The sequence below is a fragment of the Oceanotoga teriensis genome, from assembly GCF_003148465.1.
Taxonomy (GTDB): domain Bacteria; phylum Thermotogota; class Thermotogae; order Petrotogales; family Petrotogaceae; genus Oceanotoga; species Oceanotoga teriensis.
Map to the genome: position 1 here is coordinate 102,488 of NZ_QGGI01000002.1, position 25,400 is coordinate 127,887.

Here is a 25,400-nt window from a genome sequence, read left to right on the forward strand (position 1 = left end):
ACATCCCTCCGCAATAAAAAACTATATTAAAATTTTTTTCAAAATCATTAAATTACCATCATTACAATATACCCATTGAGGTTTTCCAAATACCTGTTCTATTATGTAGACTCCAAGTCCTCCATCTCTTATATTATCTAAATCTCTATGTTTTATATTTTCAGGTATTATTTTCTCACCATAATCTCTGATTTTTATGGTTAATACGTCATCATCATATTCTATTGATAAGTCTATTTTTTTATTTTCTTCGTATTTATAAGTGTGTTCTATAATATTTGCAATAGCTTCATTTAAAGCTAATTCTATCATAAATATTTCATCTTCATTTTTATATTTTATTATAGTGCAAAAATCTTTCATCATATTTCTTAAAAGTTTTATATAAATATTTTTACTTGGTATACTTATTTTTACGAAGTCCATTTATAATCCCCCGATCACCAAACGATAAATTTTCCTTTCCAATCTTTTAATTTTATTCTACCACTTTTTACTATATTAAATTCTTGAGCTATTTCTTTTTTTATTAGTATTATTCTTGGTTTAAAATTCTTTAAAATATTTATATTGTCCTTTATTACAGAATAAGGTATATCTTGAGGTATTTTTAAGACATCTTTTTTGAAGTTTTTAAAATACATATTGGCATTTTTCTCCCCAATATTTTCTACTAAATTATTATATTTTTCTTCTTTTGAAATTTTTTCTAATTTTTTTGCTTCAAATATTGAATAAGAACATCCGCAATACGTTTGTCTGTATATATTCATATTTCTGCATAATTTTGCAGCTTCTTTTACTCCATCATTGGCTCTAAAATTAAAGTACATAAAATTTAATTCAAAATCTTTAGCTATTTTTTCTCCTATACTTTTTATCATATCATGATTTTTTCTTGGAGAAGCAAATAATGTCGTTGAAAAATTTTCAAAATTATTTTTTTTAGCTATTTCAGCACTTTTTTTGAGACGTAATTTTATACACTCATAACATCTATTATTGTTAAGATTTTTGTTTATAGCATTAAAAAATTCTTTTTGTTTATATTCAGCTTCTATATTTTCAAGATACCAAATTTTTTTTAATTTTATAACTTCATTTAATCTTTTTTTATATTCATCTATAGGATGTATATTGGGGTTGTAAAAATAAAGAGTTGGATTTATATTTTGTTCAATTAATCTTTTATAAGATATAGTTAAATCTGGAGCACAACAAACATGCAATAATAGTTTCAAAATTCTATTAACCCCCTAAGATTGTTTATAGTATTTTTGGATAAGCCTATTTTTTTTAAATCATCTATATTATCAAAGTGTTTTATTTTTCTATAATTTATTATTTTATCTGAATTTTTTTCTCCTATACCTGGGAGAGACATCAACTCATTTTTATTTGCAATATTTAAATTTATTTTATTATTTTTTAGGGTTATTTTTTTATTAGATATATAAAAATATTTTTCAATATTTTTATACGTTTTTTCACCTATTCCATCGACTTTCATTAAATCTTCTTTTTTATTAAAACCTATATCATTTCTATAAGCTAAAATTTTATTGGCTTTTGATTTTCCTATGCCATTTATTGTTATTAATTCATCAAAAGTCACTGTTAATATATCATATTTTTTAACAGTGATGATATTTTTATTTTCTTTAGAATTATATATAAATCCGAGTAAAAAAAATATTAAAATTATAGAAGATATATATATTATTTTTTTCATCTTTGCCCTATAAATCTTATACCTTTATACCATCTACCTTCAATTGAAAATCCAGTTAATTCAGTAATTTGTTTATCATCCATATTATTTGAAAAATCTACAGCATCTGATTTATTTATAAAAAGTCCTGCAAGTATTCCCCAGTATTTTCCTCCACCTGTACTTTTTCCATTAAAAGCTAAAACTGGATATCCAGCTTTTCTCAATGTATTTGTTGGAAGATATGCATTTGATGCATTTAAGGTATAATAAATTTGAATTGTATATATAAATTGTTCATCTACATTTTCTTCTAATTCATAGTCTTCTCTATAAACATAAAATTTATCATTTGTTTTTGTTATGAAATATTCTATATTATTTTGATAGGCATTTATAACTTCATTTATAGCTTGTTGTTCATCTGTAAATAATTTTATAGCCCCTCGATTTACTTCTTCAAGAGATGATTTTGACAAAGAAATTAAATTATAATAATTAAGTTCTTTTATATCATATTTGAGTTCTGAAATATTTGGACGGATATCAATTAATTGAATATCTTTTATAGGAGAATTAGAAACATTTTTTTCTGGTATGTCTTCTGATTTTATTTTTATATCATTTATTTTTATATCAAATTTATTCATTTGATTTTTTAGATATATTGTATATGTAGTCATTAAAAAAGCTATAAATGGAAGTATAAATAATAGAGTTACCATTAAAGGTAATAAAACTCCTTTACTTTTTTTCAATTTTTCCACCTCAGATAATTTGTTTGAAATCTAATATATTATCTTTTATATCAGAATTAGATAATATAAATTCTTTATAACCATTCTCTGTAATAAAAATTTCTTTTAATGTAGAATTAGTGTTTTGAAAAGATATTTTTTTTAAATTATCTCTTTTTAATATATTCAATTTAAGTATATCATTTTTTATTTCTTCATATTTTTCTTTTGAAATTTCTTTTTTATTATAAGATATATATATTAAAAACAAAAATGATACGGCTAAAAACTCTAAGTAATCCATTTTTAAAAGATCAGATTCTTTAAAAATGAGTTTAGATATTTTTTCTCCTGGAAATGTATATTCATGATTATAAAAATCTATAATATATTTTATATTTCTTTCTAAAAAATTGTCATAATCAAGATTTTCAAAGCTTGATGAATATTTTATAGATAATTTAGAATGATTTTTATCATATAATAAGCCTATAATGTAAGGAATTAAAAATTGTTTTTTTAATTCCTGAGTATTAAAATAGTTTAAAAAATTTTGATCTATATATATATAATTAGGGTATCCTGTTACTTTTAAATAATTACGTGTAAAATTCATATTTGCATAAAAGTTTCCACTTAAAGGCAAATTAACAAAACTTGATAATGTACTTGGAATTAATATGAGATTGTTTTTTTCAAAATTTAAAGTATTGAAAGCATATCCAACTATATCTAAGACATTTCCGCCACCAATTGCAATTATGTTATTATATTTTTTATTATTTATTAATTCACATAAGTACAGATATTTATCTAGAGATTTTGCTTCTTCTCCACCTTTTATATAAGTGTGATCATTTTTTATTTTTATTATATTTCTTAATTTAGTGTCTAATATTATAAATGAACCATATGTGTTATCGTGTTTTTTTATTATATTTTTTATTATATTTTTTGATATAACTATATTTATATCTTTTTCAATTCCTTTTGAAAAAACAAATGTTTTCAATAAAACCACCTTTAAATAATTAATCCATCAAAGAAACTTTTAATAGAAATTTCATTTACGTTAGAATTATAACCGTTTTCTTGAAGGATAAGTTTTGGTACTTCTAATTTTGAAATGAGATTTCCAATGTTTTTAAAGTCATTACTATTCAATTTAAAACAACTATTTTCATCATTTTCGTTCATATCAGTGCTAAGAGATATTATCAAAAAATCAGGATCAAAATTTTTAATTTCTAAAATAGCTTTTTCGAGAACTCTAATATAATCTTTAGCTTCATTATTTTTTGATAATGGAAAATTAATATTATAACCTCTACCTTCATTGCAGCCTAATTCCCATTCATAACCAGATATATATGGAAAATTGTCGCTTGGATTTGAATGTATTGAAATTGTTAATGTAGTATTATCTTCATAAAATATTTCTTGTGTTCCATTTGCATGAAAACTCCCTATATTCAATATTGCAATATAAGCATTAGTTTTAGATTGAATATATTTTGCAGCTATTGCGCCGTTATTCAAATAGCATTTTCCGCCACCATTATCCAAACCTGCGTGTATTCCAGAAGGTCTTGTTAAACAATATGCATCATTTGCAGTCTTTATAATATAATCAGCACCAGTCAATGCACATTTGGCTGATATCCAAGCCATTTCAAATGTATTATTAGTTATAGGTGTCTGTGTATCATAAATTTTATCATATCCAAAAACTTTTGGAAAATATTCTTCTTCAGTTTTTAATTTTTTTGATAGTGTTTTTAACCATAAAATATATTCTTGATCATGTGCCAAATATAAATAAGATCTTGGAAAATCCATAGGTTTTATAAAATCGAATCTGAGATCTTTTTTTAAAAGACCTACTATAGATTCGATTTTATTAGGATTATCAGGATTTACTTTAATTTTTGAGTTTTCAAAAATATTTTTAGGTTGAAAAAATACATGTCGAGGATCATAGATTACTTTCATATTTTATTCCTCCATGTTTTTTATTTTATTCACTCTTCTTTCATGTCTTCCACCTTCAAAATCTGTTTCTAAAAATGTATCAACTGTCCATTGAGCTAAATCTGGACCCATTATTCTACCGCCGAGTACTAATACATTGGCATTATTGTGTTGCCTTGCAAGTTTTGCCATATCTGGGTATAAACATAATGCTCCTCTTATTCCATTTACTTTATTCACAGCTATTGACATTCCTATGCCAGTACCACACATTAATATACCAAATTTTGCTTCACCTTTATTTACAACCTCACCCAATTTTTTAGCATAATCAGGATAATCAGTGCTTTCTTTTGAATATGTTCCCAAATCTATTACTTCATAATTTTTATTTTTTAAATATTCGCGTATATATTCTTTCATGTCGTATGCTGCATGGTCTGAAGCCAAAGCAATCTTCATTTTATCCCTCCTGCATAATATTTAATATTTTGGTAAGTCCAACCATATCTAATAATTTTAGTATTTTATTGTCCACATTTTTTATGGTTAAACTTCCTCCTTTTAATAAGGAATTTTTATGAATACCTATTAGCATTCCAATTCCAGAACTATCTATATATTTTACATTTGTAAAATCTAATATTATTTCTTTTAATTCAAATGAATTAATTCTATTTTTTACATCATCGACATTTGACATATCGATTTCTCCATTTAATTTTATTATTTTTTTATCATGTTCTTCCTGAAGTATTATTTCCATATTAACCTCTCCCAGCATACATTTTAATTTATAAAGTTCTTATTAAACCTACCATTTTTCCCTGTATTTTGAGATTTTTTGGATCTACTTTTATTATATCCATATTTTTATTTGCAGGAATTAAATGAATTAATTTTTGATTTACTTTTTTGAATTTTTTTAATGTTGCATAATTATCTTCTATGAGAGCAACTACTATATCACCATCAGAAGCATGATTTTGTTTTTGTATTATTACATAGTCTCCACTTTTTATATGCTCTTCTATCATAGATTCGCCTTCAACTACTAATGCAAAATGTTCTTCATTTTTTGAAAAGAAATTTACTGGTAATGGAATAGAATCAGAAATATTTTCTACAGCTTCTATAGCAGCACCAGCAGCTATTTTTCCTATTATCGGTACAACAGTTTCTCTTGTAAAAACTTCTCCAGATTTGGGTGTAAGTCTTATTCCCCTTGAGACACCTTTTCTTTCAATAAATCCTTTTTCTTCTAAGGTTATTAAATGTTTATGAGCAGCCCTCGGACTTTTAAATCCGAAGCTGTTCATTATGTCTCTCACACTTGGAGCATAACCATTTTTATCTATATAATCTTTTAAATATTCTAAGATTTGAGATTGTCTTTTTGTAAGTGCTTTCATAAGTATACTCCCCCCTTTTTATCAGTTTGAAGAGTCTTCTTCTTCTTCTTTTACAACTATACTACCAACAACTTCATCATTATCTGATAGTCTAACTGTAATTACTCCTTGAGTAACTCTTTTTAAAACTGTTATTTGAGAAACGCTAACTCTTATAGCTTTTCCAAGTTTTGTAAAACAAATAATATCTTCAGAATCATCAACAGCTATAGCAGAGACAATTTCACCAATTTTGCTTATATCTCTTACAGTTTTCAATCCTAAGCCGCCTCTTGTTTGTGTTCTATAATTTGAAAATTGAGTTCTTTTTCCATATCCAAATTTTGTCAATATGATTAATTTTTTATCTTCTGATATTTTTACCGCATTTATAACTTCATCATTCTTTTTTAATTTTATTGAATTTACTCCAGCTGCTCCTCTTCCCATAGTTCTAACTTGAGAATCTTCAAATCTTAGTGCCATACCTTTTTTTGTTATTATTAATACATCTTCTGAAGGTGTATTATACACTAATAGTGCATCTACAACACAATCTGATTCATTTAGATTTATAGCTCTAACTCCGGTAGTTCTTGCATTTGCAAAGTCTCTTAAAGATGTTTTTTTAACTTTTCCAAGTTTTGTAAATATCATAACATTTTTATCATAGTCACCATCGAGAGAAACTGCAATCATAGTTTTTATAGTTTCTCCATCAGTAAGGCCTAAATAATTAGCTATATGTTTACCTTTTGTTGTTTTTTGTGACATATCGATTTCATATGCAGGCATTTGATAAGCTTTTCCAGCCGAAGTTATAAACATTAGTTTTGAAAGCCTGTTTGTATAAAGAGTTTCTATTATATTATCACTTTCGGCTATTTTAAGTCCTTTAACACCTTTTCCGCCTCTACCTTGGACTTTATATTCATTTGCTGGTATTGCTTTTAAATAACCCCATTTAGTAAGTATTACTATTATATCTTCATCGACTATTAATTCTTCAGCTTTTTTTAAATCAGAGCTATATTTCATAATTTCAGTTCTTCTATCATCGCCAAATTTTGTTTTTATTTCATCGAGTTCTTCAGATACAATTTCTAATTTTTTGTTTTCATTATTTAATATATTATTACAATCATCAATTTTAACATTTAAATCTTTTAACTCATCTGTTAATTTTGTTGTTTCAAGTTTTGATAAACTTATAAGTTTCATTTCAGTTATAGCTTTAGATTGTTCTTCAGATACATTTATAGTTTCTTGAAGTTCTAATATAGGATCTTCGGCATTTCTTATTATATCTATTACAGTATCTATTCCTTGAATAGCTTTTATTACACCTTCAACTATGTGGGCTCTTTTTTTTGCTTTTATAAGATCAAATTCAGTTCTTCTTGTTATTACATTTATTCTATGTTCAATAAAAGCATTCATCAATTCTTTTAAGTTCATCAATGCTGGTTTTTCATTGTTTATTACATTCATCTGTACTGAAAAAGAAGATTGCATAGATGTATACTTTAAAAGATCATTTATTAATTTTTTGATATTGGCATTTCTTTTTAATTCAATTACTATTCTCATTCCTTGTTTATCAGATTCATCTCTAACATCTCTTATACCGGATTCTTTTTTTGCTTCTTTTTTTCTTATTGCATATTGTACTATTTGTTCTATTATATCTACTTTTGATACACCATAAGGAATTTCGGTAACTACTATAGCAGTTCCTTTTTTATTCTCGATAATTTCATATTTACTCCTTATAGTTACTTTTCCTCTTCCTTTTTTGTACATTTCATTTATTCTTTCGCCATCGACTATTATTCCGCCAGTGGGAAAATCAGGGCCTTTTATAAATTTATTTATTTCATCTATTGTACAATCAGGATTTTTTATTAAGTGTTTAAAACCTTCTACTAATTCATTTAAATTATGAGGTGGAATATTTGTAGCCATACCAACAGCTATACCAGATACTCCATTCATTAATAAGTTTGGAAGTCTTGTTGGTAATACTGAAGGTTGTTTTAATGAACCATCAAAATTATCTACAAAATCAACAGTATTTTTTTCAATATCCTTTAACATATATTCTCCAGCTTCAGGCATTCTTGCTTCTGTATATCTCATTGCAGCTGCTGGATCTCTATCAATAGAACCAAAATTACCCTGACCATCGACTAGAGGATATCTCATTGAAAATGGTTGTGCCATTCTAACTAGGGCTTCATATATAGAAGAATCACCATGTGGATGATACTTACCCATTACTTCACCAACTATACGTGCAGACTTTTTAAAAGAAGAATTATGTTTTAAACCAAGTTCGCTCATAGAATATAATATTCTTCTTTGAACTGGTTTTAAACCATCTCTTGCATCAGGTATAGCTCTGCTAACTATAACACTCATAGAATATAGTAAATAAGAAGTTTTTAATTCATCTACAAATCTTTTATCTTGTAATTTTTCATCATTATTATTTTTTATAAATTCATCTTTTTCTGACACAAAAAAGACCTCCTAATTTAAGATACTTTTAATCCTGGTTCTATATCTCTGTCAACTGTTAATATTGTAAGTTTTTCAGAGTTTTTAGCTGCAAGTAACATACCATTTGATTCAATGCCCATCAATTTTGCTGGTTTTAGATTTGCAACCACAATTATTTTTTTTCCTATTAATTCTTCTGGTGTATAATGTTGTTTTATACCTGCGACAATTTGTCTTTTTCCCAATTCCCCAAGATCTAACTGTAATTTTAAAAGTTTTTTTGATTTTTTTACATCTTCAGCTTCCAATATTTTCGCTACTCTTAAATCAACTTTACTAAAATCCTCAAAATCTATTAAAGAAATTACATTATCTTCCATTACTTCTTCCTCCTTATTTTTCATGATTATTACTTTATTCCATTTTTCTATATCTATTCTTTGATATATAGGTTCTCCAATTGAAACTTTTTCTATATCAGGCAAAATTCCTATTTTTGTATTTTTTGAATTTAGATGATCATTTTTAAGTCCTATTTTGAAGAGAATTTTTTCTGCAGTTTCTGGCATTATTGGAGAAATTAATATACTCACTATTCTAAAAGAATCTACAAGGTTATAAAGAACTAAACTTAGTCTTTCTTTTTTTTCAGGATCTTTTGCTAACTTCCAAGGTTCTGTTAAATCAATATATTTATTAGAAAATCTTATAATTTCCCAAACAGATTCTAAAGCTTGAGTAAAATTATAATTATCCATTAAATCATAGTATTTTTTACAGTTTTCATCAATTATAGAATGAAGTCTTTTATCTATATCTTCATAAGAATTAGTTTTTAAAATTTTACCTTCAAAATACTTATTTGCCATTGATAATGTCCTATGTACTAAATTTGAAAGATCATTTGCAAGATCTGCATTGTATCTTGTTATTAGATTATCTTCTGAAAAATCTCCATCTCTTCCAAACTGTATATCTCTTAGTAAATAATACCTTATAGCATCTTTCGAGTACTTATCCATTAGAAGTCTCGGTTCTATAGCATTACCTGCAGATTTTGAGATTTTTTCTCCATTTACAGTTAGCCATCCATGAGCAAATATTTGTTTTGGAAGAGGTAATTCAGCCGAAATTAGCATTGCTGGCCAAATTATGGAATGAAATCTATTTATTTCTTTTCCAATTAAATGAAGATCTGCAGGCCAATATTCTTTGAATTTATCATCATTATCAGTAGAATAACCTAAAGCCGATATATAGTTTATTAAAGCATCAACCCAAACATATATAACATGTTCAGGATCATCTCTTAAGGGAATTCCCCAATCAAATGTAGTTCTTGTTATTGAAAGATCTCTCAATCCTGATTTTAAGATTTGATACATTTCATTTCTTCTAAAATCAGGTTGAACGAAATTTGGGTTTTCTTCATAAAGTTTTAATAAAGCATCATTATATTTAGATAGTTTAAAAAAATAATTTTCTTCTTCAACCCATTTTAATTCTCTATGACAATCTGGACAATAATTTTTTCCATCTTTTTTTTCGATATCGTCTTCATTCCAAAATGTTTCGCATGGAATACAATACCATCCTTCATATTTTCCTTTATATATATCACCTTTGTTTTTTAATTTTTCAACAAAGTTTTTAACGGTTTCTTCATGTTTTTTGTCTGTAGTTCTTATAAAATCATCATTTGTTATTTCCATGTCTTTCCATAAATTTTTGAATTTATTTGATAATTTATCAACCCATTCTTGTGGAGATATATTTTTTTCTTTTGCTGATTGCATTATTTTTTGACCGTGCTCATCTGTACCAGTCAAAAAAAAGACATCAAAATTGTTCATTCTTTTATATCTCGCTATTATATCAGCAACTATTGTTGTATAAGCTGAACCAATATGAGGTTCTGAATTCACATAATAAATAGGTGTTGTAACGTAGAATTTCTTCATTTATTGTACCTCCATAATTTTTATTTTAATCTTTATAATTATATCATAATTTGGGGTATTCAAAAATACACTTTCTTTAATAATTTTAACAGTTTAATTGACATATAAATTAAAAAAAGATACAATTTGAAATAATATCTATTATGTGCATGTGATTTAAATATAAAAAAGCCATTTAATCAAAAAAAATTTTAAAATTAAAAAAATTGCCATAATTTTAAAATTTTCATCATGTATAATTATACTTAGAATAAAAACAAATAATGGAGGGATTATATGAGATTTTCAAAACTTTATGCACCAACATTAAAAGAAGTACCTTCAGATTCTGATATTAAAAGTATAGAATTATTAACAAGAGGAGGTTTTATAAGAAAAGCCGCTTCAGGTGTATATACATATTTACCATTGGGTTGGAAAGTAATAAGGAAAATTGAAGATATAGTTAGACAAGAAATGGAAAGAATAGAATCTCAAGAAATATTGATGCCTATAGTCCAACCAGCAGAACTTTGGCAACAATCTGGAAGATGGGAAGATTATGGACCAGAAATGATGAAACTTGAAGATAGACATAATAGAAGCTTTACTCTTGGACCTACTCATGAAGAAATGATAACTTATCTTATAAAAAATGAATTAAGATCGTATAAACAATTGCCTCTAAGTTTATATCAAATAAATAATAAATATAGAGATGAAATTAGACCAAGATTTGGATTGATAAGGTCTAGAGAGTTTATAATGAAAGATGCATACACTTTTCATGATACAGAAAAATCATTAGATGAAGCTTATGATGATTTTTATAAAGCTTATGAAAGAATTCTTGAAAAAATAGGTGTCAAGTACGTTGCTGTTGATGCCGATAATGGTGCTATAGGAGGCAGTGATTCTCATGAGTTTCAAATGCTTGCAGATACTGGTGAAAGCTCTATATTGTTCTGTGATGAATGTAATTATGCTGCGACAGATGAGAAGGCTGAATCAGGTGAAATTTATGAATTTAATGATGAAAAAGATAAAGAATTAGAATTAAAAGATACTCCAAATGTAAAAACAATAGAGGATGTAGCGAATTTTTTAGAAAAAGATATAAAAAGTATAATAAAATCAATATTATTTAAAGGTAGAGATGGATGGGTACTGGCTTTAATAAGAGGTGATTATGAGATAAATATATCTAAATTAAGAGGATATTTAAAAGATCAAACACTTCATATGGGAGAGCCACAAGAAATAAAAAAAGAATTTGATGTTGAAACAGGTTTCATAGGTCCTATAGGAATAAAAAATATAAAAATAATAGCTGATAATAGTATCAAAACTATAAAAAATGCTGTTGTGGGTGGAATGGAAAAAGACAAACATTATATAAATGCAGTTTTTGAAAGAGATTTTAAAGTTGAAGCATATGTTGATATTAGAATTGTAAAAAAGGGTGAAAAATGTCCTAAATGTGATAAATATTTAAAAGAAAAAAGAGGAATAGAGGTAGGTCAAATTTTTAAAATTGGTCAAAAATACTCAAAATCAATGGAAGCTTTTTATACAGACGAAAGTGGAAAACAGAAACCATTTTTTATGGGATGTTATGGCTGGGGTATTTCAAGAACTATGAGTGCAGTAGTTGAACAATTACATGATAAAAATGGTATACTATGGCCTAAAAACATAGCGCCGTTTGAAGTTGCAGTGGTAATAGTTTCAATGAAAGATAAAGAACAAATAAATATGGCTGAAAAAATTTATACAAAATTAAAAAATAATGGAGTAGAAGTAATAATAGATGATAGAAATGTTTCTACTGGTTTTAAATTTAAAGATATAGATTTAATGGGAATACCTTTAAAGATTGTTGTTGGAAAATCATTAAAAGATGGAAAAATAGAAATAAAACTTAGAAATGAAGAAAAAGGGGAACTTTATTCCATAGATAATATGGAATCTATTTTAGAAAATATTGAGGAAAAATTGAATAATTACAATCCTGCTAAGATTTAATGCTTATAAGAAAAAAACTTGACAGAACTATAAGTTGATGTTATAATATTTGCGGATTACAAATAATAAATAATATGGACGGAGAGGTGGCCGAGCGGCCTAAGGCGCTTGCCTGCTAAGCAAGTGTAGGGTTTATTCCCTACCGAGGGTTCGAATCCCTCCCTCTCCGCCATTTTTTTACGTTAAAAAGTACCCGTGGCTCAATTGGATAGAGCGTTGGACTGCGGATCCGAAGATTGCCGGTTCAAATCCGGCCGGGTACGCCAAAAAAACAGAACTATTTGTTCTGTTTTTTTTATATAGAAAAATGCATGATTTCAAATTTGAAATCATGCATTTAAAGAAGGTTAATACTTATATTTAAATGGAGTATAATTTTATCTTAAATAAATCAAATATAAAACAAATAATACGGCTAATATCCAAGAAAACCAATGTACTTCTTTTCTTTTTCCAGAGAATAATTTAACTACTGGGTATATTATCATACCAAAAGTTATACCAGTTGCTATAGAGCCTGTAAATGGCATCATGGATAAAGTTATAAATGCTGGTAATCCTTCTGTTGTATCATCCCAATCTATTTCAGTTAATCCTTTTAACATCAATGAACCTACAAAAATTAGTGCAGGTGCAGTTGCTGCACCTGGAATAGAGGCTGCCAACGGAGAGAAGAAAAGCATCAATAACATCAATATTGATGTTACAACTGAAGCTAATCCAGTTCTTGCGCCTTGAGCCATTCCAGCACCACTTTCTATAAAAGTTGTTACTGTAGATGTTCCAAATAATGAACCTACAACAGTACCAGTGGCATCTGCCATATATGCTTTTTTAGCTCTTGGAAGATTTCCATCTTTGTCTGTTAACCCAGCTGAATGTGATAAACCCATCAATGTTCCTGTAGTATCAAAGAAATCAACAAAGAAGAAAGTTAATACAACTATCCAAAAATTTGTGTTTAATAAACTATGCCAATCAAGTTTTAATTTTAAAAAAGTTGGAGAAATATCAGGTATTTTACCAACAACGCCCTTAAATTCAGTAACGCCTGTCATCATTGCAAAAATTGTAGAAACTATTATCCCTATTAATACAGATCCTGGTACTTTTAAAGCATATAAAATTGCTATTACAAATAAACCTATTATAGTTGTTAATGCTTGAGCTGAAGTTATATTTCCTAAAGTGATCAAAGTATCTGGATCACTAACAACTATTCCAGAACTTTTTAAACCAAGAAAGGCTATAAAAAGACCTATACCGGCACCAGTTGCTATTTTTATTGTTTTTGGAATAGCATTTCCTATAAATGTTCTAACCCCTGTTAAGGTTATAATAACAAAAATCAATCCTTCAACAAAAACTGCACCTAAAGCTATTCTCCAATCAATACCCATTTTAAGAACAACAGTGTAAGTAAAATAAGCGTTTAATCCCATACCTGGAGCTAAAGCTATTGGATAATTTGCTATTAATCCCATCATTAAAGTTGCAGTTGCTCCACCTAATATTGTTGCAACCATTAAAGCACCAAAATATTGTTGATATAAATCTGGATTACTTGCGACTTCTGGAATTGCATTTATCAATATTGATGGATTTACAAAAATAATGTATGCCATAGTTAGAAAAGTAGCAATACCACCGTATATTTCTTTTCTAACAGTACTTCCTGCTTTTTTTATTCCGAAAAAGCTTTCCAACTGAATAACCTCCCTTAAAATAAAATGCTCCTTCCTATTATCAGGAAGGAGCATCATTTATATAAAAATATTTTATAAAAACAAAAATCCCTCCTATAGTCAGATAATTTACGGTTATCTGGTAGAAACTTCCGAACCATATCTTCGGAAATATACAGGAAGACGAAAAAGTATTAACTTTTATATCACAATGATTATTTTAACAGAATTTTCAGATTAAGTCTTTAAAAAAATGTAACGGTAAAATAAAAATAATAAAATTTACTTTTTTGAATTTATTGTATAATAATTTATAAAGTATTTAATTAAATTTTAAAATATTTTATTTGAAAAAGAGTTATAATAGTAAGGTATAAATTTGTATAAAAGAGATGGGAGGCATATATGTCAAAATATATAAATATAAAAGGTGCAAGAGAACATAACTTAAAAGATGTTGATGTTAAAATACCAAAAAATAAACTGGTTGTTATAAGTGGCCTTTCTGGTTCTGGAAAATCTACACTTGCTTTAGATACTATATATGCTGAAGGGCAAAGAAGATATCTTGAATCAGTTTCTTCATATGCAAGGCAATTTTTAGGAGATTTAAAAAAACCAGATGTTGAAATGATAGAAGGTCTTTCTCCAGCTATAGCAATTGAACAAAAATCTGTCAGTAATAATCCAAGATCCACTGTTGGAACTATAACAGAAATATATGATTATATAAGAGTTTTATATGCAAGAATAGGAAAAGCTTATTGTCCAGATTGTGGTATAGAATTAAAAAGTTCAACAGTGGATGAAATAGTTGATAATATCTATAAAAACTTTGAACCAGAGTCAAGATTATATATATTTTCACCTATTGCTAAAGAAAAAAAAGGAGAATTTAAAAAAGAAATTAATAGTATGAAAGTGTCTGGATTTAGAAAAGCTGAAATAGATGGAGAAATTCTAGATTTAGAAGATATTGTATCATTACCTAAAAATGTGAGACATAATATAAATTTACTCATAGATAGAATAAAACTTAGAGATGAAAATTTTGAAAGAGTTTATGAAGCTGTTGAAATGGCATTAAGAGAATCTAACGGATTTGTTCAAATAAGAGAAATGGATAAAAAAGAAAAAACATTAAAAATTAAAAACTTTTCTGAAATGCTTGCCTGTCCAGAATGTGGTTATTCATTTCCAGAAGTAAATCCCAAATTATTTTCATTTAATAGTCCATATGGCGCTTGTGAAGACTGTCATGGGCTTGGATTTAAACTTGAAGTACAGCCAGAATATATTTTTGACTATGAAAAATCTTTAGATGAAGGTGCTACTCTTAATATGGGAAAAGATACCTATATGGTAAAAATAATGAAAGGAGTAGTAAAAGCTTTAGGCGAAGATCCAAATAAAAAATTAAAAGATTTACCAAAAAAAATAACAGATAGCCTTTTATATGGAACTGAAAAAAAAGTAGAAGTTATACTTGAAAGAGAAGATTCTAGCTATAATTTTAATAGAAAATTTGAAGGTATGGTAAATTGGTATGCTAGGAGATATTTAGAAACTGATTCAAAAGATATAAGAGAATGGATTGAAAGAAATTTTATGGTTCAAAATACATGTAATACATGTAATGGACATAGATTGAGAAAAGAAGCTTTAAATGTCAAAATAAATGATTTAAATATTTCTGAACTTACTACCTTATCCATTGAAAAAGTTGATGAATTTTTTAAGGATTTAAAAGTTTCAAAATTTGAGTATCAAATAGTTGAAGAACTTTTGAGAGAAATAAAAAAAAGATTGGGTTTTTTAATTGATGTTGGATTGGGCTATATAGGTCTTTCAAGAACATCAAATACTCTTTCTGGTGGAGAGTCACAACGTGTTAGATTGGCAACACAAATAGGTTCTGGATTAACAGGAGTTACTTATGTTCTTGATGAGCCAACTATAGGTCTTCATTCAAGAGATAATGATAGACTTATAGATACTTTAAAGAAACTTCAAAAACTTGATAATACTGTGATCATTGTTGAACATGATGAAGAGGTTATAAGAGCTTCTGATTACATTATAGATCTTGGACCAGGTGCAGGAATAAATGGTGGTAATATAATGTATCAAGGCACTACAAAAAATTTACTTAATAAACCAGAAAAATCTCTTACAGGTTTATATTTAACAGGTAAAAAAAGAATAGAATTTATAGATAAAAAAAGAGAAAAAAATAATAAATTTTTGGAATTGAAAGGTGCGACTCATAACAATTTAAAAAATATAGACTTGAAAATACCTTTGGGGAAAATGGTAGTTGTAACTGGTGTATCTGGATCGGGAAAGTCTTCATTAATAATGGATACTCTTTATCCAGCATTACAAAAAGAAATCTATAATTCGAGAGTTATACCAGGTAATTTTAAAGAATTAAAGGGCTTAAAAAATATAGATAAAGTTATTTCTATAGATCAGAGCCCGATAGGTAGAACGCCAAGATCTAATCCGGCTACTTATACAGGTGTTTTTGATTTGATAAGAGATATATTTTCAGCTACACCAGAGTCCAAAATAAGAGGATATAATAAAGGGAGATTTTCATTTAATGTTAAAGGTGGAAGATGTGAGGCGTGTAGAGGACATGGGGTTTTAAAGATTGAAATGCAATTTTTGCCAGATGTATATGTTACATGTGATGTTTGTAAAGGAAAAAGATATAATAAAGAAACTCTTAAGGTAAAATATAGAGATAAAAATATTTCAGATATTTTAGATATGAGTGTGGAAGAAGGAGCTGAATTTTTTAAAAATATAAATGCTATAGGGAGTATACTTGAACTTTTAAAAGATGTAGGGCTTGGTTATATAAAACTTGGACAACCAGCTACTACCTTATCCGGCGGAGAAGCTCAAAGAATAAAATTGACTTCTGAATTAAGAAAAAGATCTACAGGAAAAACAGTTTATATACTCGATGAGCCAACAACTGGACTTCATTTTGAAGATGTGAGAAAACTTATAGGTGTTTTGAATCTATTAGTTGAAAAAGGAAATACAGTTATAATAATAGAACACAATATGGATGTTATAAAAAATGCCGATCATATAATAGATATAGGACCAGAAGGTGGAATAGAAGGTGGTTATATTGTTGGAGAAGGAACACCTTTAGAGATATCAAAATTAAATACATATACTGCCAAATACTTAAAAAAATATATTTAATTATCTAATATCCAATCTATGGGTTCTGCACCAAAGATATTTTTTAAAGCATTTATTGGTCCAATACTTTGAAAATCATTCATCAATTTTTGTAATAAATTTAATACTATATTTAATTCAATATCATTTATTCTTTTATTAAAATAAGAGTCTAATAACTCATCCATATCTAGAATTCTGTATTTGAATTCTTTTGTTATAAGAATATCGAGTTCCAAATCATAAAAAAATATATTATCTTTAGAAGATTTATATTTTCCAAAATCTATATATATCAGGTAATTTGCCATATCTCCAGATATATCTTTGAAATAAGAAAGCATTAGATTTGTTTGTGGATTTAAAATACGTTTTACATAATCTACAGAATTATGTGTAGACAATTTTTCCCAATTTCTCTTAAATCCAAGTATGTGTTGATTAAATTCTCTAAACTCAGTAAAATCAAATTTATTTTCATTTATATGAGTTTTTATATTTTCAGCTTTGTTTTTTATATCGAAATTGTATGATTTCATTGAGCACCTCCAAAAATAAATGGTGACTTTAAGTCACCATTTATTATATCATAATTTTATATTTTATGAATCAAAAGACCAGATCTTAGTTTTGGTTCAAACCACGTAGACTTTGGTGGCATTATTTTATTTTCATCTGCAACATTTATCAATTGTTCAAGAGGTGTTGGGAACATAGAAAAAGCGATAGACCATCCTTCATTATCAACCCAATTTTCAAGTGTTTTAATACCCTTTATTCCACCTATAAAATGAATATTCTTATCTTTTCTTGGATCTTTTATATTCAATAGAGGATTTAAAAGATATTCTTGTAATATATAAACATCTAATTCTTTAACTGGATCTGAAAGATCTATTATATCTTCTTTTGCTTCTAATTTATACCAAGTTCCTTCAAAATACATTCCATATTCATGAAGTTTCTTAGGTGAGAATTCCTCAGTTTCAAGTTTTGATACTACAAATTTATCTTTTAAATTATTAATAAAATCATCAAATTCCATATTATTGAGACTTTTGACTATTCTATTATAATCTAAAACTCTCAATTCATCATGAGGAAAAATGGCAGCAAGAAAATAATTATATTCTTCTTTTCCATCATGATTAGGATTATTCTTCATCTTCAATTGTCTTGTTCTTGAAGATGCAGCAGCTCTATGATGACCATCAGCTATATATAAAGCATCAAGTTTTTCAAAACTCTCTTTTATCTTTATAACTTGTTCATCATTATCAATGATCCATAGTTCATGTTTAACCGCATTTTCATCTACAAAATCTGCAATTTTTTTGCCGATTTCAGCTGATTCGTTTAAAAGCATTTTAATATCATCATCTGATTTAAAAGTTAAAAAGACAGGTCCAGTTTGAGCACTTAGAGTTGTAATATGTCTTGTTCTATCATCTTCTTTTTCTTCTCTTGTTAATTCATGTTTTTTTATTAAGCCTTCATCATATTCATCTACAGAAACTGTAGCAAATATTCCAGTTTGAGATTTACCCCTCCAAGTTTCTCTGTATATGTAATATGATGGTTTCTCATCTTGAATCAGTACACCATTTGATTCAAAATTTTTCAAATTTTCTGATGCTTTTTTGTAAACTTCATCAGAATGAGGATCGACATAATCCTTAAAATCGACTTCAGCTCTTGTAACCCTCAAAAAATTTTCGGGTTTTTTTGAGACTATTTCTTTTACCTCAGATTCTTCCAAAACATCGTATGGTGGACATGAAAAGTCTTCAATAATATCTTTTTTTGGCCGTAATGCCTTAAAGGGTCTAACTATAGACACTACTATCCCTCCTCTTTAAGTAGATTGAAATATTTTTTTTGGATTTCAAACATTTCTTCTGCTTCAGATTCATCATAAATATGATCATAACCCAGAATATGTAAAACTCCATGTATTAAAATATAATATAATTCATTATTAAAAGAATTATTGAATTCTTTTGACTGTTCATATATCTTTTCTGACGATATAACTATATCACCTATTACGGGTTCATTCAAACCGTATTCAAAAGAAAGAACGTCGGTTGGTCCTGATTTTTTTCGAAAATTTTCATTATACTCTGTTATACGTTTATTATTTGTTATTAATATGTTTATTTCAAAGTTATCATCTTTATACTCTGAAATGATAACTTTTTTTACTATTTCAATCATTTTTGCCTCATTTATTTCAAATTCATTCTGTTCATTATTTATATTTACTATCATAGTATTTCACCTTCTAAGATTTTTTTGATCTATTTTAGGGTATTTAATTCTTTTATGATTCATTTCCATTATAGTTCTTATTATTCGGCCTTTTATCATTTGAAGTTCTTTTAAAGTTAAACCACAATCATCTAATTGTCCCTCAAAAAATAAAGATTGAATTAAATCATCGAGTTTTTCTGTTAAATCATTTACATTCAAATCTGGCATGGATCTTGTCATAGCTTCTGTTACATCACATATCATAAGTATAGCGGATTCTTTAAACTGAGGTATAGGACCAGGATATTTAAACATTTCTTTATCATATATACCAGTTTCATCATAATATTTCTTATAAAAATACTGTTTTATTCTTGTTCCTTGATGTTGAACTATCATATCTTCTATTAAAATAGGTAATCTATATTTTTTTGCCAATTCTTGACCATAAGTTACATGATTATTTAATATAAGAGAACTTAATTTAGCACTTATTTTATTATGTGGGTTTTGATTCTTCTGATTTTCTGTAAAAAAACTTGGTTTCCAAGTTTTCCCTATATCATGAAAATAAGAACCGACACGAGCTAATATAGTATTACCTCCTATATGTTCAACAGCACTTTCGGCAATATTAGAAATTATCATGGAATGATAATAAGTACCAGGAGCTTTTAAAGTTAATTTTTTTAATAAAGGATTGTTTAAATTTCCCAACTCTAATAAACCTATATCAGAATAAACTCTTGTGATATATTCAAAAAAAGGTAATATTCCCATAGTAATTAGAGTATTAAAAAAATATACTACAAAAAGACCTGCATAATCATATGTTGTATCTGATAAATCTAATATGTAAAAACAAAGCATTTGTACTAATGAACCAATTATAAATGGTAAGAAAATTTCTATTCTTCGCATTATTTTCTTTGAAATTATCGCAATAATAGCCGATGGTATAAATAAAGCAATTGTAAACTTTACATCAAATCCATATATCAAACCAAAATATACTGAAAATATGAATGAGGAAAGTATTCCAGATTCATAGTCGATTAATAATGTTATTATTAATGTGGAAAGTATACTATTTACAAAATATATATTTAAATATTTGAATATAAATAAATTATATAATATATTAAAAGTCAAGGGTATTAAAAAAGAAGACCAATAATTTATTGGATGTAATTTAAACATTCTTTTAAAAGATAATACAAGCTCTACTAAAAGTATCCAAATACTTAATATAATAATATTTATTTGAAATTGATAATTCAAAGTTATTCTTTTCCATATAATATATTCTGCAAATAAAGATATAATTATAAAAACTAATGAACGAAATACAATATGTTCAATTTTGGAATTAATAATTTTTTTAGAATTATAAATCATAAAATTCACTCCAAATTATTCTCATATTTTTCATATGCAGATATTATTTTTTTTACCAAAGGATTTCTAACAACATCACTATTATTTAAATAACTGAATTTAATTCCTTTGATATTTTTTAAAAATTTAGTTACAGTTAGGAGACCACTATCTTTTTTCTTTTCAAGATCTATTTGAGTTATATCTCCAGTTACTACTACTTTTGAATCAAATCCTATTCTCGTTAAAAACATTTTCATTTGCTGATAAGTAGTGTTTTGTGCTTCATCAAGAATTATAAAAGCATTGTTTAAAGTTCTTCCCCTCATATAAGCCAAAGGAACGACTTCTATTACACCCTTTTCTCTATAAAAGTCTAATTTTTCTAATCCCAAAAAATCTGTTAAAGAATCATATAAAGGTCTTAGATAAGGATCTACTTTATCTTGTAAATCTCCGGGTAAAAAACCAAGTTTTTCTCCTGCTTCAACTGCAGGTCTGGTTAATATTATTTTTTGAACCTTACCAGATTTCAAAAAATCTACAGCCATAGCAACAGCTAAATAAGTTTTTCCAGTTCCAGCTGGTCCAATTGAAAATACAATTTCATTTTCTTGCAAATCTTTTATATATTTTGATTGACCTTCTGTTTTTGCAACTATTTTTACCCCTTTTATAGTTGTATTTATTATATCTTTCATAGAATTCAATGCTCCTTTTTTTATAGTTAAATCATTTGAATTATATCTTGAAATTATATACAAAAATTGAGACCAATCTGGAAGATGATTCTCGTTTAATATTTCTATTAACTCTGAAATTATATTATAAGTACTATCAAGATCTGATTCATGATCACTTTCTATTAAAAGGATTCTATTTTCATAATTGAAATTGATATTGAAGATCTTTTTTAAATGTTTAAGTCTATTGTTATAAGCACCAAAAACTTCAACAGCTTCAAGATTTTCAGGTATCATTATTTGTTTTATCAGTATAATCAACTCCTTAGAATATAATGATTCTAATATATTCTAACATACTCATAAAAAAAATGTACTAATTATGTTTTTGAATCTTTATTTTTATGTTAATTAAAAAGAAAGTATATATGATATTATATACTATAATGAGATTGGAGGGGAGATTATGTGGTATCCCGGTCATATAAATAAAGCAAAAAATGCAATAAAGAAAAATTTAAAAATAGTTAATTCTATAATCGAAATAGTTGATGCAAGAGCACCTTATTCAAGTAGAGCGTATGAATTTGAAAAGTTATTTCAAGGTAAAGATAAAATAATAATATTAAATAAAGCTGATATATGCGATCTTGAAAAAACGAAGAAATGGGAAGAATTATATAAAAAAAGAGGATATAAAGTAATAAAAACCAGTTTAAAAGATGTAAATGCAAGAAATTTTTTGATAAAAAACGTAGCTCCTTTAATTCCAGTAAAATTTAATGAAAAAACTGCGATAATAGTTGGGGCTCCAAATGTTGGAAAATCAACTTTTATTAACTCAATAAAAGGTAAAAAGTCTACAAATACTGGTAATATGCCTGGAATAACAAGAGGAATACAATGGGTTAGTGCAGGAAATAATATAAGAATTCTTGATACTCCAGGAATATTATTTCCTGAACTGTATAATAAATCTATAACAAGTAAATTAATATTGATAGGTTCATTAAAAGCTGAAGATGATGAAGCCGATGAAGCAGTTTTTTATGCATATGAATATCTCAAAAATAATTATCCAAAATTAATAAAGAAAATTGTTGATAATGATTTACATAAAGGAGCATACGAATTTATTTTAGAATTTGCAAAAAAAAGAAATTTTATAAAAAAAGGTGGTATTGGTGATTATGAAAGAGGTAAAATGACCTTTTTAAAAGAACTTATAGATGGCAAATATGGTAAAATTACTTATGATGACATTGAGGAATTTGAAGAGATTAAAATTTAAATATCTTTTCATATTATTGATGATAATTAATTCAAAGGTATTTTCATATGAAGTATTTAGTACAGAAGAATTCTTTGATTTTTTTTTGAAAAGCAAAGTAAGTTCTTCTGTTAATATAGATATAGTTACAATGAGTTTAGATGAAGAAATTCTAAATTTTTTTGATCAGAAATCTCAAAATATAAATATTTACTGTCACTATTTTGATAAAACTTATATAAAAAAATTTGAAAATATAAAATTTCATAAAATAAAAACTCAAGGTGGATACCTTCATCAAAAATATATGATATTAGATAATAGCAGTATCATATTAGGGACTGGAAATCTCACGAAAAGTGGAATTTATCAAGATATAAACCATTATATATATACAGATAATGAAAAAATAGTTGAAATATTTAAAAAAGAAATTCAAAATATAAACTTAGATTTTAAAACATATAAAAAAGTGTTAAATTTAGAAAATGAAGAAATTATATTTTTAAATTTTCCATCTGAAGAAAATTTTAATTATATAAGAAAATTGATAAATAATGCCCAAAAAAGTATAAAAATTTTTACATTTTCTTTCACTGATCCGCTATTAACCTATGATATCCAATTAAAAAGTTCTGAAAATATTGAAATAAAAATATTATCAGATGATTGGAATAAAGAAAATGACTCTCCACTCAAATATATGAGTGGAGTAAAAATAAAATATTTAAAAAATTTACATTCTAAAATAATTATAATTGATGATAATTATTTAATATTTGGAAGTTTTAATCATACTTATAGAGCAAGAAAAAAGAATTATGAATATGTTTTAATATTTGATTCAGAATATCTTATAAAATATTTTGATGAACAATTTGAATATTATTATAATCGAGGTGTTGAACTTTGAAATTAAGAATTGCTATGGCTCAATTGAACCAAACCGTTGGAGATTTAGAAAAAAATACAGAAAAAATACTAAAAAGTATAAAAGAAGCTTATGAAAAGAAAACAGATATAATAGTTTTTCCAGAGCTTGCTATAACAGGATATCCACCAGAAGATTTAATATTAAAAACTCAATTTTTAAGGGATATAAAAATAAAACTTAAAGAGATAATAGAATACTCTAAAGAAAAAAATATTTTAATATTAGTTGGTGGTGTTGACTGGGATATAGAATCGTATAATTCAGCTTTTATAATATATAATGGTAAGCTGGAATATACGTATAAAAAAATGTTTTTGCCAAATTACTCTGTATTTGATGAAAAAAGGTATTTTTCTCCAGGATATGAACCACTTATGATAGATTTTGAGAATATAAAAATAGGGATAAATATTTGTGAAGATCTTTGGGTACCAAATGGACCTTCACTTGCTTTAGCTCAAAATGGTGCAAATATAATTATAAATCTATCGGCGTCTCCTTTTTATAAAAATAAAAATAAATCTAAAGTTGAAATGTTAAAAACGAGAGCATCGGAATTGTCTACATGGATAATATATACAAATTTAGTAGGTGGACAAGATGAAGTTGTTTTTGATGGTGGAAGTATAATATTAAATCCTTATGGTGAGATAAAAAGTAAAGGTCCATTATTTGAAGAAACAATTTTATATTATGATATAGATCCTTATGAAACTACGAGAGCTAATTTAAGAGAAGGAAAAAGAAAACATCATAATAGCAGTATAGCTGATAGTGTAAAAACGATAAAAATAAAACATGAAATAAAAGAAAATGAAAAAATAAAAAATGTCGAATATATTTGGGAGAATGAAATACATCAAATATATAAAGCAATAAAACTTGGTATAAAAGACTATGTTCAAAAAAATGGATTTAAAGATGTTGTATTTGGATTAAGTGGAGGTATGGATTCTGCAATTGTTGCAGCTATTGCTTGCGATGCATTAGGCTCTGAAAATGTTATAGGTATAATGATGCCTTCTGAATTTTCGTCTATAGGATCTATTGAAGATTCTGAAAAATTAGCTAATAATTTAAATATGAAAATATATAATGTTAATATAAAAAATACATATAATAAAATGGTTGAAGAAATAGAAGGAATCATTGGTAAAGATTTTGATGTAACTCAAGAAAATCTTCAAGCTAGAATAAGGGGCAATATAGTTATGGCTTATTCTAATAAATTTGGTAATCTTGCTCTTGCAACAAGTAATAAATCGGAATCTGCTGTTGGGTATTCTACTTTATATGGCGATATGGTCGGAGGTTTTTCTCCAATAAAAGATATATATAAAACTGAAATATATAAATTAGCAAAATTTTATAATGAGTTACATAATAAAGAAATAATACCCAATGAAATATTTATAAAAGCACCTTCAGCTGAACTAAGACCAGATCAAAAAGATGAAGATTCTTTATTACCTTATGAACTTCTTGATGAAATATTATTTAAATATATAGACAGGGAAATGTCTGTTGATGAATTGATAGAGCTTGGATATAAATTAGAAGATATAAAAAAAATAACAAGACTTGTTGATTTGTCTGAATATAAAAGAAGACAAGCTGCCATAGGAATAAAATTATCGGAAAGAGCTTTTGGACGTGATAGAAGAATGCCTATTACAAATGGTTATAGAGCTTGGAAAAGAATAGAGGGAGAATAAAA

The 25,400-nt window shown here is 26.5% G+C and carries 22 protein-coding genes, 2 tRNA genes and 1 riboswitch; of the genes, 7 read left to right on the plus strand and 17 right to left on the minus strand.

The features are described from left to right. Window positions 1–21: 21 nt before the first annotated feature. The 11 genes from C7380_RS02035 to metG are packed head-to-tail and all read right to left on the minus strand — an operon-like array spanning window position 22 to window position 10,273. Window positions 22–426, minus strand: coding sequence for an ATP-binding protein (locus C7380_RS02035; protein WP_109603819.1), 405 nt, complete (start codon window positions 424–426; stop codon window positions 22–24). 14 nt (window positions 427–440) lie between these two features. Continuing rightward, the gene (locus C7380_RS02040; protein ID WP_158274746.1) at window positions 441–1,241 is read right to left on the minus strand and encodes an epoxyqueuosine reductase QueH; all 801 of its coding nucleotides are present in this window, start codon (window positions 1,239–1,241) and stop codon (window positions 441–443) included. Next, a complete protein-coding gene (locus C7380_RS02045; protein ID WP_109603821.1) occupies window positions 1,238–1,732 on the minus strand; it encodes a ComEA family DNA-binding protein in 495 nt (164 codons plus the stop codon). Before C7380_RS02045 ends, C7380_RS02040 begins: the two co-directional genes overlap by 4 nt. Next, window positions 1,729–2,469 carry a hypothetical protein gene (locus C7380_RS02050; protein ID WP_109603822.1) on the minus strand — a complete coding sequence of 247 codons (741 nt, stop codon included), beginning with the start codon at window positions 2,467–2,469 and terminating at the stop codon, window positions 1,729–1,731. The genes C7380_RS02045 and C7380_RS02050 overlap by 4 nt, the downstream gene beginning before the upstream one ends. Before the next feature lie 10 nt (window positions 2,470–2,479). Beyond that, the gene (locus C7380_RS02055) at window positions 2,480–3,460 is read right to left on the minus strand and encodes a dehydroquinate synthase/iron-containing alcohol dehydrogenase family protein (RefSeq protein WP_158274747.1); all 981 of its coding nucleotides are present in this window, start codon (window positions 3,458–3,460) and stop codon (window positions 2,480–2,482) included. Window positions 3,461–3,471: 11 nt separating this feature from the next. Beyond that, on the minus strand, window positions 3,472–4,440 hold the full coding sequence (locus C7380_RS02060; protein ID WP_109603824.1) for a histone deacetylase family protein: 969 nt from the start codon (window positions 4,438–4,440) through the stop codon (window positions 3,472–3,474). A gap of 3 nt (window positions 4,441–4,443) precedes the next feature. Then, window positions 4,444–4,881 carry a ribose 5-phosphate isomerase B gene (rpiB, locus tag C7380_RS02065; RefSeq protein ID WP_109603825.1) on the minus strand — a complete coding sequence of 146 codons (438 nt, stop codon included), beginning with the start codon at window positions 4,879–4,881 and terminating at the stop codon, window positions 4,444–4,446. A 1-nt stretch (window position 4,882) separates the two neighbouring features. After that, window positions 4,883–5,185, minus strand: coding sequence for an STAS domain-containing protein (locus C7380_RS02070; RefSeq protein WP_158274748.1), 303 nt, complete (start codon window positions 5,183–5,185; stop codon window positions 4,883–4,885). 28 nt (window positions 5,186–5,213) lie between these two features. Next, window positions 5,214–5,831: a transcriptional repressor LexA gene (gene lexA / locus C7380_RS02075; protein ID WP_109603827.1), complete on the minus strand. Its 618-nt coding sequence runs from the start codon at window positions 5,829–5,831 to the stop codon at window positions 5,214–5,216. Window positions 5,832–5,852: 21 nt separating this feature from the next. Further along, entirely contained in the window at window positions 5,853–8,330 is a 2,478-nt protein-coding gene (gyrA, locus tag C7380_RS02080) for a DNA gyrase subunit A (protein WP_240597474.1), read from the minus strand. A gap of 17 nt (window positions 8,331–8,347) precedes the next feature. Beyond that, window positions 8,348–10,273: a methionine--tRNA ligase gene (gene metG / locus C7380_RS02085; RefSeq protein ID WP_109603828.1), complete on the minus strand. Its 1,926-nt coding sequence runs from the start codon at window positions 10,271–10,273 to the stop codon at window positions 8,348–8,350. 276 nt (window positions 10,274–10,549) lie between these two features. Here metG and C7380_RS02090 point away from each other — a divergent pair, with 276 nt between their 5' ends. The 3 genes from C7380_RS02090 to C7380_RS02100 all read left to right on the plus strand — a co-directional run bounded on the left by C7380_RS02090 (window position 10,550) and on the right by C7380_RS02100 (window position 12,543). Further along, entirely contained in the window at window positions 10,550–12,277 is a 1,728-nt protein-coding gene (locus tag C7380_RS02090) for a proline--tRNA ligase (protein ID WP_109603829.1), read from the plus strand. Window positions 12,278–12,357: 80 nt separating this feature from the next. Then, window positions 12,358–12,449 (plus strand) — tRNA-Ser (locus C7380_RS02095). A 17-nt stretch (window positions 12,450–12,466) separates the two neighbouring features. After that, window positions 12,467–12,543, plus strand: a tRNA-Arg gene (locus C7380_RS02100). A gap of 111 nt (window positions 12,544–12,654) precedes the next feature. On the opposite strand, the gene C7380_RS02105 is transcribed toward C7380_RS02100, so the two are convergent. Beyond that, the gene (locus tag C7380_RS02105) at window positions 12,655–13,983 is read right to left on the minus strand and encodes an NCS2 family permease (RefSeq protein WP_109603830.1); all 1,329 of its coding nucleotides are present in this window, start codon (window positions 13,981–13,983) and stop codon (window positions 12,655–12,657) included. A 76-nt stretch (window positions 13,984–14,059) separates the two neighbouring features. After that, a riboswitch (purine riboswitch) is annotated at window positions 14,060–14,161 on the minus strand. Between the two features lie 206 nt (window positions 14,162–14,367). On the opposite strand from C7380_RS02105, the gene uvrA reads away from it, so the two are divergent. After that, on the plus strand, window positions 14,368–17,187 hold the full coding sequence (uvrA, locus tag C7380_RS02110; RefSeq protein WP_109603831.1) for an excinuclease ABC subunit UvrA: 2,820 nt from the start codon (window positions 14,368–14,370) through the stop codon (window positions 17,185–17,187). On the opposite strand, the gene C7380_RS02115 is transcribed toward uvrA, so the two are convergent. Genes C7380_RS02115 through C7380_RS02135 form a run of 5 tightly spaced genes read right to left on the minus strand, consistent with a single transcriptional unit; the run spans window position 17,184 to window position 21,791 of the window. Then, window positions 17,184–17,705 carry a ribonuclease FAU-1 family protein gene (locus C7380_RS02115; protein WP_109603832.1) on the minus strand — a complete coding sequence of 174 codons (522 nt, stop codon included), beginning with the start codon at window positions 17,703–17,705 and terminating at the stop codon, window positions 17,184–17,186. The genes uvrA and C7380_RS02115 overlap by 4 nt on opposite strands. A gap of 56 nt (window positions 17,706–17,761) precedes the next feature. Continuing rightward, on the minus strand, window positions 17,762–19,006 hold the full coding sequence (locus C7380_RS02120; protein WP_109603833.1) for a DUF1015 domain-containing protein: 1,245 nt from the start codon (window positions 19,004–19,006) through the stop codon (window positions 17,762–17,764). A 2-nt stretch (window positions 19,007–19,008) separates the two neighbouring features. Next, the gene (gene ybeY / locus C7380_RS02125) at window positions 19,009–19,437 is read right to left on the minus strand and encodes an rRNA maturation RNase YbeY (protein WP_109603834.1); all 429 of its coding nucleotides are present in this window, start codon (window positions 19,435–19,437) and stop codon (window positions 19,009–19,011) included. Window positions 19,438–19,443: 6 nt separating this feature from the next. After that, on the minus strand, window positions 19,444–20,817 hold the full coding sequence (locus C7380_RS02130; protein WP_109603835.1) for an HDIG domain-containing metalloprotein: 1,374 nt from the start codon (window positions 20,815–20,817) through the stop codon (window positions 19,444–19,446). Between the two features lie 5 nt (window positions 20,818–20,822). After that, window positions 20,823–21,791, minus strand: coding sequence for a PhoH family protein (locus tag C7380_RS02135; RefSeq protein WP_369426054.1), 969 nt, complete (start codon window positions 21,789–21,791; stop codon window positions 20,823–20,825). Between the two features lie 154 nt (window positions 21,792–21,945). On the opposite strand from C7380_RS02135, the gene ylqF reads away from it, so the two are divergent. From ylqF to C7380_RS02150, 3 genes are read left to right on the plus strand one after another with little or no spacing between them, the layout of a single operon-like run. Then, window positions 21,946–22,770, plus strand: a complete 825-nt coding sequence (gene ylqF, locus C7380_RS02140) for a ribosome biogenesis GTPase YlqF (RefSeq protein ID WP_109603837.1) — start codon at window positions 21,946–21,948, stop codon at window positions 22,768–22,770. Further along, window positions 22,718–23,662: a phospholipase D-like domain-containing protein gene (locus C7380_RS02145; RefSeq protein WP_206050491.1), complete on the plus strand. Its 945-nt coding sequence runs from the start codon at window positions 22,718–22,720 to the stop codon at window positions 23,660–23,662. Before ylqF ends, C7380_RS02145 begins: the two co-directional genes overlap by 53 nt. Next, window positions 23,659–25,398 carry an NAD+ synthase gene (locus C7380_RS02150; protein WP_109603839.1) on the plus strand — a complete coding sequence of 580 codons (1,740 nt, stop codon included), beginning with the start codon at window positions 23,659–23,661 and terminating at the stop codon, window positions 25,396–25,398. The genes C7380_RS02145 and C7380_RS02150 overlap by 4 nt, the downstream gene beginning before the upstream one ends. Window positions 25,399–25,400 lie beyond the last annotated feature (2 nt).

Bases quoted from the DNA above. Each gene is read 5' to 3' on its own strand.
- C7380_RS02035 (WP_109603819.1), bottom strand. From the start codon at position 426: ATGGACTTCGTAAAAATAAGTATACCAAGTAAAAATATTTATATAAAA.
- metG (WP_109603828.1), bottom strand. From the start codon at position 10,273: ATGAAGAAATTCTACGTTACAACACCTATTTATTATGTGAATTCAGAA.
- uvrA (WP_109603831.1), top strand. From the start codon at position 14,368: ATGTCAAAATATATAAATATAAAAGGTGCAAGAGAACATAACTTAAAA.
- C7380_RS02145 (WP_206050491.1), top strand. From the start codon at position 22,718: ATGGTAAAATTACTTATGATGACATTGAGGAATTTGAAGAGATTAAAA.
- C7380_RS02060 (WP_109603824.1), bottom strand. From the start codon at position 4,440: ATGAAAGTAATCTATGATCCTCGACATGTATTTTTTCAACCTAAAAAT.
- C7380_RS02130 (WP_109603835.1), bottom strand. From the start codon at position 20,817: ATGATTTATAATTCTAAAAAAATTATTAATTCCAAAATTGAACATATT.
- C7380_RS02070 (WP_158274748.1), bottom strand. From the start codon at position 5,185: ATGGAAATAATACTTCAGGAAGAACATGATAAAAAAATAATAAAATTA.
- C7380_RS02090 (WP_109603829.1), top strand. From the start codon at position 10,550: ATGAGATTTTCAAAACTTTATGCACCAACATTAAAAGAAGTACCTTCA.
- C7380_RS02115 (WP_109603832.1), bottom strand. From the start codon at position 17,705: ATGAAATCATACAATTTCGATATAAAAAACAAAGCTGAAAATATAAAA.
- ylqF (WP_109603837.1), top strand. From the start codon at position 21,946: ATGTGGTATCCCGGTCATATAAATAAAGCAAAAAATGCAATAAAGAAA.
- ybeY (WP_109603834.1), bottom strand. From the start codon at position 19,437: ATGATAGTAAATATAAATAATGAACAGAATGAATTTGAAATAAATGAG.
- C7380_RS02045 (WP_109603821.1), bottom strand. From the start codon at position 1,732: ATGAAAAAAATAATATATATATCTTCTATAATTTTAATATTTTTTTTA.
- lexA (WP_109603827.1), bottom strand. From the start codon at position 5,831: ATGAAAGCACTTACAAAAAGACAATCTCAAATCTTAGAATATTTAAAA.
- rpiB (WP_109603825.1), bottom strand. From the start codon at position 4,881: ATGAAGATTGCTTTGGCTTCAGACCATGCAGCATACGACATGAAAGAA.